This window comes from Asaia lannensis NBRC 102526 (genome assembly GCF_024054035.1).
GTDB classification, from domain to species: Bacteria; Pseudomonadota; Alphaproteobacteria; order Acetobacterales; family Acetobacteraceae; genus Asaia; species Asaia lannensis.
Window position 1 is genome coordinate 391,047 of sequence record NZ_JAMXQU010000003.1, and the last position, 12,238, is coordinate 403,284.

The 12,238-nt window shown below is 59.3% G+C and carries 13 protein-coding genes and 1 tRNA gene; 6 read left to right on the forward strand and 8 right to left on the reverse strand.

Features of this window, described 5'->3' with window-relative positions; genetic code table 11:
* Positions 1-13: 13 nt before the first annotated feature.
* A tRNA-Asn gene (locus NF685_RS06615) sits at positions 14-89 on the reverse strand.
* 83 nt (positions 90-172) lie between these two features.
* On the opposite strand from NF685_RS06615, the gene NF685_RS06620 reads away from it, so the two are divergent.
* Positions 173-1,180: an ABC transporter substrate-binding protein gene (locus NF685_RS06620; protein ID WP_252849041.1), complete on the forward strand. Its 1,008-nt coding sequence runs from the start codon at positions 173-175 to the stop codon at positions 1,178-1,180.
* Between the two features lie 85 nt (positions 1,181-1,265).
* On the opposite strand, the gene rnhA is transcribed toward NF685_RS06620, so the two are convergent.
* Genes rnhA through ispH form a run of 3 tightly spaced genes read right to left on the reverse strand, consistent with a single transcriptional unit; the run spans position 1,266 to position 3,756 of the window.
* Entirely contained in the window at positions 1,266-1,742 is a 477-nt protein-coding gene (gene rnhA, locus NF685_RS06625) for a ribonuclease HI (protein ID WP_252849042.1), read from the reverse strand.
* Complete coding sequence (locus NF685_RS06630) at positions 1,735-2,697, reverse strand: homoserine kinase (RefSeq protein ID WP_252849043.1); 963 nt, start codon at positions 2,695-2,697, stop codon at positions 1,735-1,737. The genes rnhA and NF685_RS06630 overlap by 8 nt, the downstream gene beginning before the upstream one ends.
* Positions 2,698-2,742: 45 nt before the next feature.
* Positions 2,743-3,756, reverse strand: a complete 1,014-nt coding sequence (gene ispH / locus NF685_RS06635; RefSeq protein WP_222547052.1) for a 4-hydroxy-3-methylbut-2-enyl diphosphate reductase — start codon at positions 3,754-3,756, stop codon at positions 2,743-2,745.
* A gap of 239 nt (positions 3,757-3,995) precedes the next feature.
* On the opposite strand from ispH, the gene NF685_RS06640 reads away from it, so the two are divergent.
* From NF685_RS06640 to NF685_RS06650, 3 genes are all read left to right on the forward strand, one after another.
* Complete coding sequence (locus NF685_RS06640) at positions 3,996-4,562, forward strand: hypothetical protein (protein WP_222547051.1); 567 nt, start codon at positions 3,996-3,998, stop codon at positions 4,560-4,562.
* 94 nt (positions 4,563-4,656) lie between these two features.
* The gene (locus tag NF685_RS06645) at positions 4,657-6,351 is read left to right on the forward strand and encodes an alginate export family protein (protein WP_252849044.1); all 1,695 of its coding nucleotides are present in this window, start codon (positions 4,657-4,659) and stop codon (positions 6,349-6,351) included.
* Positions 6,352-6,453: 102 nt separating this feature from the next.
* Positions 6,454-8,394, forward strand: a complete 1,941-nt coding sequence (locus tag NF685_RS06650; protein WP_252849045.1) for an OPT family oligopeptide transporter — start codon at positions 6,454-6,456, stop codon at positions 8,392-8,394.
* A gap of 117 nt (positions 8,395-8,511) precedes the next feature.
* Here the strand turns inward: NF685_RS06650 and NF685_RS06655 are convergent, their stop codons facing one another.
* The 3 genes from NF685_RS06655 to NF685_RS06665 all read right to left on the reverse strand — a co-directional run bounded on the left by NF685_RS06655 (position 8,512) and on the right by NF685_RS06665 (position 10,709).
* Positions 8,512-9,114 carry a hypothetical protein gene (locus NF685_RS06655; protein ID WP_222547049.1) on the reverse strand — a complete coding sequence of 201 codons (603 nt, stop codon included), beginning with the start codon at positions 9,112-9,114 and terminating at the stop codon, positions 8,512-8,514.
* A 498-nt stretch (positions 9,115-9,612) separates the two neighbouring features.
* Positions 9,613-10,149, reverse strand: a complete 537-nt coding sequence (locus NF685_RS06660) for a cob(I)yrinic acid a,c-diamide adenosyltransferase (RefSeq protein WP_252849046.1) — start codon at positions 10,147-10,149, stop codon at positions 9,613-9,615.
* Between the two features lie 2 nt (positions 10,150-10,151).
* Positions 10,152-10,709 carry a DUF4142 domain-containing protein gene (locus NF685_RS06665; protein ID WP_222547047.1) on the reverse strand — a complete coding sequence of 186 codons (558 nt, stop codon included), beginning with the start codon at positions 10,707-10,709 and terminating at the stop codon, positions 10,152-10,154.
* 89 nt (positions 10,710-10,798) lie between these two features.
* Here NF685_RS06665 and NF685_RS06670 point away from each other — a divergent pair, with 89 nt between their 5' ends.
* Positions 10,799-11,203 (forward strand): DUF423 domain-containing protein, encoded by a 405-nt coding sequence (locus NF685_RS06670; protein WP_222547046.1) that lies wholly within the window; start codon positions 10,799-10,801, stop codon positions 11,201-11,203.
* Here the strand turns inward: NF685_RS06670 and NF685_RS06675 are convergent.
* Positions 11,158-11,487, reverse strand: a complete 330-nt coding sequence (locus NF685_RS06675; protein ID WP_222547045.1) for a hypothetical protein — start codon at positions 11,485-11,487, stop codon at positions 11,158-11,160. The genes NF685_RS06670 and NF685_RS06675 overlap by 46 nt on opposite strands.
* 146 nt (positions 11,488-11,633) lie before the next feature.
* On the opposite strand from NF685_RS06675, the gene NF685_RS06680 reads away from it, so the two are divergent.
* Entirely contained in the window at positions 11,634-12,182 is a 549-nt protein-coding gene (locus tag NF685_RS06680; protein ID WP_252849047.1) for a thioredoxin family protein, read from the forward strand.
* Positions 12,183-12,238 lie beyond the last annotated feature (56 nt).

Genomic DNA, 12,238 nt, shown 5'->3' on the forward strand with positions numbered 1-12,238 from the left:
AAGGGAAAATGCCTGGCTCCCGAAGTAGGACTCGAACCTACGACCCAGCGATTAACAGTCGCTTGCTCTACCAACTGAGCTATTCGGGACCGGCGAGGCACTATCTAGCGAAAGCTTTTCCTGGGGTAAACCCCCCTTTGTCATTTTTTTTGCATATGGAGTTTTTCTTCTCATGGCAGCGCCTTCCCGACGTCTTCTACTCATGGGTGCAGGGGGCATTCTTCTCGCTACAGCCCTGCAAACGCGCCATATTTTTCACCATCGCAAACAGATTGCGACAGACGGAAAGAAGCGTCGCGTCCGCCTTGCCTGGCCCGAGCCCGATTACGATCCGCTTTTGTGGCTATGCCAGCAGGGTATTTTCGGCCGGTACGATCTTGAGGTGGAAATCATCGAGGCAGGCGGCGGCAACAGCGCCATCGATGCCGTGCTCAACGGGCGGGCCGATGCGGCTCTTGCGCCCCTGCTCGACTGGCTTCCAACCCTTTATCAGGATGACGCCGACGAACTGCCTGCGAAACTGACATGCGGCATAAGGGGGGGGAGTTATCGCCTTCTGGTGCGCCGCGACCTGCATCTGCACAAGGTCGCCGATCTTGCGGGCAAGAAAATAGGCGTGGTGAGCCTTGAGGGCGCCGACAGACGATTCGTCAGTATCCAGCTCAGACGGCGCGGATTGCACCCCACCGATTCGGTTCACTGGGTCGCCATTCCCGCAGATGACATGGGCGACGCGCTTCGTGCCGGTGAACTGGACGCGGTTGCCGTACACGACCCGATGGGCTGGCGTATTCTACAGCAGACGAAGGGCATCAGCTGGAACATGCTCGACAGCATGACCGGGGCAGAGCGCGAGCGCATCGATCTGACGCTCGGCATCGCGACCAAAGCACTCGCCCGCGATCCGGGGCTTGCCGCCGCGTTAACAGCCGCCCTGAACGATGCGCAGCACGAATTTCCTGCGCATCGCGACGAACTTGCGCAGCTCTGGCTCAAGGATGGCGAAGCGCCAGATGACGCCAAAGGTATGCTGGACCGCGAGATTGCGAGCCATCCGGTCACGAATCACGCCCTGCGTGTTCAGGTCGAGCAATATGTCGATGAACTCAAGCTGCTCGGCCTGATGCAGGATGCCGATAACGCAACGGATATTGCCCATCGAATCTGCCTGAGCGTGTGAGCGCTCCGGCCCTGGGGCAAGTCAGGGAGTGTCGATGATAGCCGGGTGACGAAGCACGCCCGCACCCGACAGGCCTATCGCCCGATCAGCCCCGTTCGATGGCCTCCCGGCCGGCTGTCGCAAGCTGGTCGACACGCTCGTTATTCACGTCGCCGCTATGCCCTTTGACCCAGAGCCAGGTTACCTTGTGGCGCTTTTCAGCCGCGAGAATACGCTGCCAGAGATCGAGATTCTTGACCGGATCACCTGCCGCATTACGCCAGTTCCGTCTGACCCACCCCGTGTGCCAGCGCGTAATGCCGTTGCGCAGATATTCGCTATCGGTGTGAAGCGTGACATGACAGGGGCGCTTGAGTGCCTCAAGCGCTTCCGCGGCGGCGGTCAGCTCCATGCGGTTATTGGTCGTCTCGGGCTCCCCGCCCGATAACTCGCGCTCGTGCCCCATGGAGCACAAGAGCACGCCCCACCCCCCCGGACCGGGGTTGGGTCTGCATCCGCCATCGGTCCAGATCTCAACACTGGGTGCATCTTCCGGGAGGTCGGGCTTTGCCTCTTCAGACATGAAGCAGCTCCTTTGCATTGCTGCGCCACGCCTGAAGCCGGTGATGATAGGCAAGCGGATCCTTGCGCGTCACCACAGCATCAGCCGGCGTATTGACCCAGTCGTAAAGACGGGTGAGCAAAAAACGTATTGCCGCTCCCTGAACCAGAACCGGCAAAGCAGCTTTCTCGTCGGCAGAAAGGGGTCGAATCGACTGATAGCCCCCCATCAATCCTGCCATCAGCGCAGGATCGGGTGTTTTTTCATCCACGAAGCACCAGGCATTCAGACAGATCGCCAGATCGTAGGCGTAGAGATCGGTGCAGGCGAAATAGAAATCGATCAGCCCCGAAACATTCCCCTTGTCGAAAAACACATTGTCCGGGAAGAGATCTGCGTGAATCTGACCTGCGGGCAGCGCGGATTTTTCCGGCCATGCAGCCACGATCGAGGTGATTGCTTCCGACAGCTCTTCCGTCAACCCCTCACGCAATGCGTCGCCCGCGCCGTGACACGAGTCCAGAAGCGCACGCCAGGATTGGGGTCCAAGGCTGTTGGGGCGCTCAGCGCGAAACCCCTCACCCAGAAGATGCAGGCGCGCGAGCGACTGACCGAGGCTGAAACAGGCACTCGCGGTGATTGTCCCGATCGGTCTGCCCGCAAGAAACGTTGTGATCGCTGCGGGCTTGTCCATGAGCTGACGCAGCGCAACGCCGTCGCGTGCCTTGACCGGCGTCGGGCATTTCAGCCCATGACGGGCAAGGTGCTGCATAAGCCCCAGAAACCAGGGCAGCTCCTCTTCGCGCACGCGCTTTTCGTAAATGGTGAGGATTGCCCGTTCCCGCTCGGTTTCGATCAGGTAGTTGGTGTTCTCGACACCTTCGGCAATCCCCTCCACCCGTTTGAGCGGGCCAAGATCGTATTCCGCAAGAAACGCCTCAAGCGTATCCTGCGGAATGGGTGTGTAAACCGCCATGGGGTCAGGCGGGAAACAAGGCGTTCATGATCGTCGCTTCAGCCTTCAGACCGGCTCACCGAGCGGGCTGGGCAGACGGAAGGCGACATTCTCCTTCTTCACGATACGCTCCTCGATTTCGAGCTTGTAGCGTGTGGAAAGAGCATCCACCATTTCCTGCACCAGCGATTCAGGTGCCGAGGCCCCTGCCGTGATACCAACCGTGGAAACGCCTTCGAGCACGCTCCAGTCCAGTGCGGCCAGTTTAGGCACCAGAAGCGCGCGCTTGGCACCCGAGCGCTCGGCCACTTCACGCAGACGCTGCGAGTTGGACGAATTGGGCGAGCCGATCACGATCACCAGATCGCTCTCGGGAGCAATGGCCTTGACTGCTTCCTGACGATTGGTCGTGGCGTAGCAGATATCTTCCTTCTTCGGCCCTTCGATCAGCGGGAAACGCTCACGCAGGATCGCCACGATCTCGGAGGTATCGTCGACCGACAGCGTCGTCTGGGTGATGAAGGCGAGACGGGACGGGTCTTCGGGCTGTACCGTACGGGCTTCTTCAGCATCGTTGATCAGCGTAACGGCCCCGTTGGGCAGCTGGCCCATGGTGCCGACAACCTCGGGATGGCCCGCGTGACCGATCATGAGAATATGACGGGCATCGGGACCGCCTCCGGCGAAATGACGCTCGGCCTCACGATGCACTTTGGACACCAGCGGACAGGTCGCATCCAGATAGAGCAGATTGCGTCGCTGTGCCTCGGCAGGCACCGATTTCGGCACGCCGTGGGCAGAGAACACGACATGACCGTCAGCAGGAACCTCATCGAGCTCCTCGACGAAGATCGCGCCCTGTTCCTCAAGGTTTTCAACGACGGTACGGTTATGCACGATTTCATGACGTACATAGACGGGTGCGCCGTAGCGGCGAATGGCTTCTTCCACCACGCGGATGGCACGATCGACGCCAGCACAGAAGCCACGGGGCCCGGCCAGAAGAACGCGGAGCGTTTGTGCCCCGGACGCCTGCTCCGAGGTCTCTTGCGGGCGCGAAGTGGTCAAGGTGTCGGGCATGGTGTTCCCCAATCTCACGGCAGGCGGTATATGCGAACAAGCCCCAAGGCAGCACGCATGACGAATAATGCATCACGTCGCGATATGGGCTTGCATATGGGAGCTACGCAACCCGTTGCCAGTTTGCAAGCCCGCGCCAGTTTGCGAACCCGCGATTGCATCTTCATTCGGCGTCGTGTCACTCTCATACCATACCGGGCCTGGACTGCGCACCGGTGAATAGACAAAGAGCCTTGTTGATGACCAGATCCGCCCGCCAGTTCCTTCCCCTCCTCGCCGTGCTCGGCGCGGGCATGGCCCTTACGGCCTGCAACCAGGACGAGCAGAGCGCCTTTGCGCCCATCTGTCCGCCCGTCGAGATTCTGAGCCAGGCCGCCGACTTCTATCAGTATGACGGTCATGGTCTCGATGCAGGCAGCCTCGTGACCCATGCCGGCATGAGCGGGCTGACGGGCAACTGCGAAGCCGGCCCCAAGAAGATCGTCCGTACCAAGCTGAGCCTCGGGATTACCGTCGAGCGCGGTCCGGCCTCCGATGGGAAGGATATCGTCCTGCCCTATTTCGTGGCGGTCATGCATGACGGAAAGATCATCGACAAAAAGGAGTTCGAGGTTCCGGTTTCCTTTGCTGGCAATCAGTCGACCGTCTCCCTTCGTACGCCTGTGCGTTTTATCGACGTTCCGGCTTCGCCTGATCTGCAGCAGACGAATTATGCCCTCAAGGTGGGTTTCCAGCTGACACGCGAACAGCTCGACTACAACCAGACGCATCTCCGCCCGGCAAAATTCACGTCGCATACGAACTAAACAACGACTTCATATCGTTATATAATAGAAACACGTTGTAATTTGTTTTTATACCGATAGTCTGGGGGAACCTTTTCCTCCGGACTGTCCTGCCATGCGCCTCGCCCCTGCCCTGCCTGTCGTTCTCCTGCTTGCAGGCGCTTCACCCTGCCGGGTGATGGCAGGCGATATCGCGACCGGCCCGACAGCGCAGGGCGAGCCCCCCACCAAAGCCGCTCGTGTCGATCCGACAGCGGCGGACGAGCATGTGGTGGTCAATGGCACGGCGCGCCCTGAAATCCAGAACTTTCCTCATGCCGGGCCTGTGGGGCAGCCTCGACGGGTCACCCCGCTCCAGAACCGGCCTCCTCATGGCACGCAAGGCGACTGGGGTGTCTTCACACGCGGAAACGGTGAGTCTGCCGGGTTCGGCCCGATCGGCCGCTATGGCATTGCCCCCTGGGCGGAAGACTGGTCATTCCTGCGCGACAAAAAGCGCCATGACGATCCGTTCGATGCGCTCAAATTCATTCCGCTCAATGCCAGCGGTCGCTGGTGGCTTACTTTTTCGGGCGAGACACGCCTGCGCAACTGGTCGGAAGAAGCACCCTTTCTCGGCACACGCGGCCCTGCCGGGTCGGGACGTTTTGCCGTGCGCAACCTGTATGGCGCCGATCTGCATCTGGGCGAGCATGTGCGGTTTTTCGGCCAGCTCGTGAATGGCGATGCCGCCGGATGGGGCGGGTTCGGCTACAATACCACCTATCGCAAGCGTCTCGACCTGCAGCAGGGTTTTGTGGAATTCCGCTCCAGACTGATGGGCGCAAAAACGGGTGTGATTGTAGGCAGGCAGCAGTTTCTCGATGCGCCGTCCTACATTCTCTATAATCGTGAAACGCCCAACGTTCCGCTCTCCTGGAACGGTGTGCGCGGCTACGCCTTCTGGCCCCGCCTGCGCGCCGATGTCTATGATTTCGTCGGGACGAACGTCACCTTCAACAAGATGTTTCACGATCGCGTCGACTGGAGTACGCGTCTGCACGGGATCGATCTGACCTGGGCGCCGCCTTCTTTTTCTCTCGGGGCAGAACGCGTCTCCTCGTTTCTCGATGTCTTTCTGATCGCATTCCGGCTTGGGGGGAGTTCGGCAGCGCTGCCCTATAACCGGACCACACTCAACGGCACGACTGCCCGGCAGGATTACGGGTTTCGCTGGTATGGCGGCGCACCCTCATTCGAATTCTCGGTGGGCGGCCTGTATCAGGGGGGCAGTTTCGAGCTGGACCGAACAGGGCAGACCCGTTCGGTCGCGGCCTATGCTTTCAATGCCATAGCGGGATATCGTCACACCCCGTCGCCTCTCCATCCTTTCGTCGGCGTCCAGGCCGATCTTTATTCGGGCGGCTCTTCGAAGAACAATACCGGCGCGGTCGGCACCTATATCGCGCCTTTCAACCCGCAGACCAATTACCTCGATACGACAACCTATATCGCGCCGAGCAACCTGATCAGCCTGTCGCCGGTCATTCGCCTTACGCCGCGCAACTGGCTCAGCGTCCAGTTCAAAAGCCCGGTCATGTGGCGCGCCTCAACCGATGACGTCATTTACGGCCCGTCGGGCGCCTATGCGTTCAACGGGGTGCATGGCGGACTGATCGGTGTCGTGCCTCAGGCCTCGCTGACGCTCCAGCTCAACCGTCATCTGACCTGGACGCAATATGGCGCCCGCTTCATCGGATCCGACGGCGTTCGTGCGGCCGGTGGCAAAAGCGGCAGCTACTATCAGTCGAATTTCGTGTTCCGTTTCTGATCGCTCCCGCTCCCCTATGCCTTCATCTCTTTCCCGGCGCTTCCGTTTCATGACACTTCGTCGTAGGAGTTTTTCCTTACGTTATCGACACAGCGAGACAGCATGATCCAGGCGACCCGGGAATTAACGATAAGAGGACTCATTCTCGGCGCCTTGATCACGGTCGTTTTCACGGCCTCCAATGTTTATCTGGGGCTCAAGATCGGTCTGACTTTCGCTTCCTCCATCCCTGCCACGGTCATTTCCATGGCGGTGCTGCGCGCACTCGGTGGAAGCAGCATTCTCGAAAACAATCTGGTCCAGACACAGGCTTCAGCAGCCGGCACGCTGAGTTGCGTGTTTGCAACCATACCCGGTCTGGTCATGATCGGATTCTGGAGCGGCTTTCCATTCTGGCAGAGCTTTTTCATCACGCTGTTCGGCGGGGCCACAGGCGTACTCTTTACCATTCCGCTCAGGCGCGCCCTCGTGACAAGAAGCGCACTCCCCTACCCCGAAGGCGTCGCCTGCGCCGAGATCCTGCGTGTCGCCTCGCCCGAGGGGAACCAGCAAGCGCTCAAGGCCCTGATCCGCGGTGGCGTTCTGGCCGCTGCAGTGACGTTTCTGAGCACGGGACTGCGTGTCATCCAAGAGGGCTGGAGCCTGACTCTCAGCCTCGGCCCCGCAATTTTCAGAATGCAGGGCGCTTATTCCTTTGCCCTGATCGGCACCGGTTATCTCGTAGGCCTTGCGGGCGGATTGGCCATGCTCGGTGGCGTCGTGATCGGCTGGGGGGTCGCGGTACCCTGGCTGACGGTTCTCCTGCCGCACCCGGCCGGCGTTTCTCCTGCTGCATTTGCAACGGAGCTCTGGGTGCACAAGGTGCGCTTCATGGGCGCAGGAACCATTGCCGTCGCCGCCTGCTGGACTGTAGGCGCCTTGCTCGGCCCTGTGTTGAAGGGACTGCGCGAAGCGTTCTCCTCCACACACCGTGACACGCTGGATGACGGCGATCGCGATCTGCCCCCTTTGGTGATGAATGCGTTGCTCGCCGGACTGGTTCTGGGGCTGGGCGCGTTGTTCACGCTGTTTCTGTGGCCAGTCACGCCCCATGACGGTCTGCTTCTCGTCATGCTCGCGCTCGGCCTGGCCGCCTGTCTGCTGATCGGCTTCCTGGTGGCCAGTGCCTGCGGGTACATGGCGGGTATCATAGGGTCATCGTCTTCACCCATTTCCGGCATCTCGATCATCAGTGTGGTAACACTCTGCATGGCGCTTCTCGGCCTTGAGGCCCTGCATCTGGTGCCCGATGCGTTGTCTGCCCATGAGCAGCATATCGCCATCGCCTATATCATGTTCGTGCTCACAGCCCTGACCGGATCGGCTGCGATTTCGAACGATAATCTGCAGGATCTGAAAACGGGGCAGCTTGTCGGTGCCTCACCATGGAAGCAGGAAGTCGTGCTTCTGATCGGCTGTGTGGTCGGGGCGCTGGTCATCCCCCCCGTGCTGGATATCCTGTATCAGGCGTACGGCTTTGCGGGCGCCCTGCCACGCACGGACATGGATCCGGCACGCGCCCTGGCTGCCCCGCAGCCCGCCCTGATGGTGGACATCGCCCGCGGCATTCTGCTGCGCAACCTCGACTGGTCCATGATCCTGATCGGGGCAGGAATTGGCGTGGCCCTGATTGTGATCGACCGGCTTCTGAAGCTCCGTAATCTGGCACTGCCGCCCCTTGCTGTGGGTATGGGCATTTATCTTCCGGCCGACGTTTCAGTGACAATTGCCATAGGTGCCGTGATTGCCAGGCTTTTCGATACGGCACGACAGAACGAGAGCCATGGAGACGACAGCACCGGGACCATGCTCGCATCCGGCTTCATTGTTGGAGAGAGTCTGATCGGTGTCGTGATCGCGGTGTTGAGTGGCGTAACGGGCCATAGTGCCCTTCTCGCGCTTTCCGTCAGCGCAAGCGTCGCGCAGATACTCGGCATCGTGGTTTTCGTGTCCTGCATGGTCTGGTTTGCAAGACAGCTGCGTATGGCCGCTGCGCGTCGATAAATCGACAGAAAAGGGCGGGATCGTCGCCGGTGAGACGATCCCAGCAGAATTACAATGACCTCGCCCAAAGCGGCGGGTCACCTTTGGCCACAATCGACAGCGAAGCCTTTCGCGTTCTCAGTCTTTCCACCACTGGATAGGTTCGGGTTCCTCCGAGATTTCCACAACCGGACGCGGTTTGGGCGGACGGCCGGGGCGGCGGGGTCTTACGACCGCAGCCTCGACACCCTCATCACCCGCCTGCGAGACTGCGCTTTTGCGGTCAGCTGCGGCCTCGCGCAGCTGTGCCAGCTGAACCTGCGCCTCCAGCAGCGCCTGTTCGACTTCGCTGCAACGCGCCTTGATTTCCTTGGTGTGAAGCTTCTCGTGAACGAGATGGGTCTCCAGAGTGCGCAGCTGTACCTGCGCATCGTTCAGATCGCGCTGCGCATCCTCTGCCCGTCTCTGTTCCAGCTTGAGGAGGTTGCGAAGACGGGCAATTTCCTCACCCTGATCGTCGCTCTGAACGGAGGCAACGCGCTGGGATGCTCTGGACGTCTGATGATGCTCGACAACGACCTGCCCCTCCTGCACGAAGCGACGGCGCCTCGGGTCGGAGCCTGATTTGGACTGCGTCGGCGATGACGAGCGGCGGGGCTGCTTGGCCCCTAGCCGCTCGAGCGCGAGCCGCAGTGAATCTTCGCTGATTTCAGTATCTGGACGTTCTTCTGGACTATTCAAATCCGGTCTCATGGTCACTTTATTTAATCCGGCAGACAAGTATTATCGATGGAAGATCGATGATTTGTTATTTTCAAACAAACGGTAAACCAGCATTTCAGGGATGATTGAACCTTAGGTTTCGTCACTTTTCTAAACGAAACACCTACTCATGTCACCTTGGTAAATCGTCATGTTTATCAGTAAAAGGCGACACGTATTGTGAGCGTAACCTGCAAATACCTGCAATTAAAACCACAATGATTATGCGCCGAGTTTTGCCCACATCGTGATTAGGCTAACAACCGTATAATTCAGTTATAGAAAGAAGGAAGAATTCGGTCGGGCCCACAAACCCGTAACGGAGGGCTCGATACGATGATTTGGTATATGTTTCACGGACAAGTGTTTTACAATACCTCTCCCGTACTCTTTTTGCTTCGTTAATAATCGTTACACACGTTCGCAAACACGTGACAGAACGGCAATCCGCAGCAGAAGGGGCATTCACCCCCTTCTTCATGACCGACGTTGCCATAAAATATCGTCACGTCCGTCATCATTGAGATGCCGCGCAAGCACGAAAAAATAATCGGAGAGACGATTCAGAAAGACAACGACCGGAGCCAGGCGTGTCTGATCCAGCGTGACGACACGTCGCTCTGCCCGCCTCGCGATCGTGCGCGCCATATGGGCCCAGCTGGCTCCTGCACTTCCCCCGGGCAATACGAAACTGCGTAATCGAGCCTGACGCTCACGCATGTTACCAAGCATCGTTTCGATCCAGATAAGATCGCTCTCTGCAAAACTGTCGGCAACCTGGCGCTCAGGTATGCATAACACAGCCCCAAGGTCGAACAGGATGTGCTGGATGCGGGCCAGATCGTCGCATTTTGCACAATGCAGCCTCAGCAGTCCGATCGTCGCATTGAGTTCATCGACTGTGCCCATCGCCTCGATCAGCGGATCGTCTTTGCGGACACGATCGCCATCCCCAAGGGACGTCATGCCCTTATCGCCACCACGTGTCACGATCCTGTCGAGGCGCAGGCTCATGATCAGCCTCCCTTGCGATGCTTGCGCGTGCTCAGCTGCGGCATCCAACTATAGGCCGAGGAAATATAACGCTGGTCGAGCTTCTGCAGACCTGTCGCAGCAGATTTGACGTCGCTGTCCTTGGTGCTGGTGAAGACCGACCCGATCGCGCCCTGATTGGCCTGGGCATCATCGCGCATCGCCTTCACATAAGCCCTGTCGAAAGCAGGGCCGTGAAGCTTGGACAGACGATCGACGATCGCCTGATCGCTCGTCAGCACTGTGTCCGTCAGGGCCAGATCGTGCTTGCTGGCAAGTGCTGCCAGCGTTTTACGATGAGCATCGTAATCCTTGGCGGCATCCTGACCCAGCGTTTTGACGTCGCCTGAACGGGCATGGTCGACTGTCAGTTTCGCGAGGGCGATCTGCGTCAGATCATGCTCGTTGGCCTGCTGAAGAAAAGCCGCATCGGCCGTCGTAAATGGCGGTGCCTTCTCTGGCAGAGGCGGCAGCTTGGGATAGGCAGGCGTACAGGCGCAAAGCGACAGCAATGCAAAACCAGCCAGATATCCAGATTTCATGTCTCTCTCTTTCTGTTCGAAGTTCCGCAATAGGGTAGAGTACCCCCATTCCGGTATGCGATCCGGCAAGAAAACAGAGTGTCCCGCCCATGATGAGATGGCAACGCCTGATCCTGTGCCTGAGTGGCATTTGCGGCTGCACCGGCGTAGTGCTGGCTGCACTATCAGCCCATCTGCCCGAAAGCGCTTTCATACCGAACGGCAGGGGAATGTTATCGCGCGGCGTGGAAATGCTGATGTGGCACGGACTGGCTCTGATGGGACTCGCGCTGAGCGGTCAAGCCGTTCTGCGCTGGGTGGCGTTTCCCATGGCGGCAGGAACGCTGCTTTTCGTTATTCCCGTCGCGATGCTCGCCCTGCATGGCCCATCCCTTGCCTTTCTGGCGCCTTGGGGCGGGACCCTTACGATCGTGTCGTGGCTGCTCCTCGCGGTGCTGGCATTTTTCGTTCAGCGGCCCGACCGTGAAGACCGACGCAAACGCGAAACGACATAAACAAACGCGGTCTGCAGGCACAGCGCCATAATGAAACACGTCGCCATGATGCCGATCAGAAGCATCTGTTCGCGTCCAAGGCTCGAATCGATACCGAACACGCCATAGAGCCATTCCCATGCCGACGTTCCGGCAACATACTGAACCGCATGGGCCATGAACGGTACGAAACGCATAAGGCAGGCGAGAACCAGCGTCAGCCCGACAAGCCCGATCGTACGGAGCAGGGTCGTGGTAATCGATACTTCTGCCGACGAATCACTGACCGTATTGCGCTGTTTCATGCTCTTTGCATTACTCTCTTGCATTCCCTGATTTGAGGGAACATTTCATACTCTGTCAGGTTTTCAACCCCCAGGGCGGCTTATCGTGCATTCAGACGTCGTTCTTCTGACGTCTCGCCCGCCAGTTTACCGGAAAGGCCCGCCACGTGCTGCATCGCAAATTCGGCGTTTTGACATCGCTCGCCCTCGGTCTGTCGACCCTGACTGCCGCGTCGTCTGCCCTGTCGCAGAATATCGCCCACGCGCAGAGCGGTCCCCCCGCCCCGCCGGTTCTGGACAAGGATGTCGTCATCACCCCGGCGAAGGACGTCTATCCCGATGTCGCGCTTGCCAGAACGCAGGTGGATGAGGCGTTCGCCACGGCAGCGCGCACCAAGCGCAAGGTGCTTATCGATTTCGGCGGAAACTGGTGCCCGGACTGTCGCATGCTTGCCGGTATCTTCGAGCAGCCCGAAGTGGCACAGTGGCTCGAATCGCAGTTCGTCGTCGTGCCGGTCAATGTCGGGCGTATCGACAAAAATCTGGATATCGCCAAGGAATTCGGCGTAACGATTCACGAAGTCCCGACCGTGCTGGTCGTGACACCCGGTCATACCCTCCTTAACGCCGACGGGGCCAACACGCTCGGCAATGCACGCGCCATGTCGACCCAGGCCGTGCTCGACCTGCTCGACAAGTGGAATCGTCGCGGCTGAGACCCTCGCCTCTGCCCGGCAATCAGGTCCGGGCAGAACACGACTATCGGGCCGAT

What these genes read in the sequence shown, in the direction of transcription:
- NF685_RS06670 (WP_222547046.1), top strand. Translation starts at nt 10,799, where the DNA reads ATGATGAGATGGCAACGCCTGATCCTGTGCCTGAGTGGCATTTGCGGC.
- NF685_RS06665 (WP_222547047.1), bottom strand. Translation starts at nt 10,709, where the DNA reads ATGAAATCTGGATATCTGGCTGGTTTTGCATTGCTGTCGCTTTGCGCC.
- ispH (WP_222547052.1), bottom strand. Translation starts at nt 3,756, where the DNA reads ATGCCCGACACCTTGACCACTTCGCGCCCGCAAGAGACCTCGGAGCAG.
- rnhA (WP_252849042.1), bottom strand. Translation starts at nt 1,742, where the DNA reads ATGTCTGAAGAGGCAAAGCCCGACCTCCCGGAAGATGCACCCAGTGTT.
- NF685_RS06630 (WP_252849043.1), bottom strand. Translation starts at nt 2,697, where the DNA reads ATGGCGGTTTACACACCCATTCCGCAGGATACGCTTGAGGCGTTTCTT.
- NF685_RS06645 (WP_252849044.1), top strand. Translation starts at nt 4,657, where the DNA reads ATGCGCCTCGCCCCTGCCCTGCCTGTCGTTCTCCTGCTTGCAGGCGCT.
- NF685_RS06660 (WP_252849046.1), bottom strand. Translation starts at nt 10,149, where the DNA reads ATGAGCCTGCGCCTCGACAGGATCGTGACACGTGGTGGCGATAAGGGC.
- NF685_RS06650 (WP_252849045.1), top strand. Translation starts at nt 6,454, where the DNA reads ATGATCCAGGCGACCCGGGAATTAACGATAAGAGGACTCATTCTCGGC.
- NF685_RS06640 (WP_222547051.1), top strand. Translation starts at nt 3,996, where the DNA reads ATGACCAGATCCGCCCGCCAGTTCCTTCCCCTCCTCGCCGTGCTCGGC.
- NF685_RS06675 (WP_222547045.1), bottom strand. Translation starts at nt 11,487, where the DNA reads ATGAAACAGCGCAATACGGTCAGTGATTCGTCGGCAGAAGTATCGATT.
- NF685_RS06620 (WP_252849041.1), top strand. Translation starts at nt 173, where the DNA reads ATGGCAGCGCCTTCCCGACGTCTTCTACTCATGGGTGCAGGGGGCATT.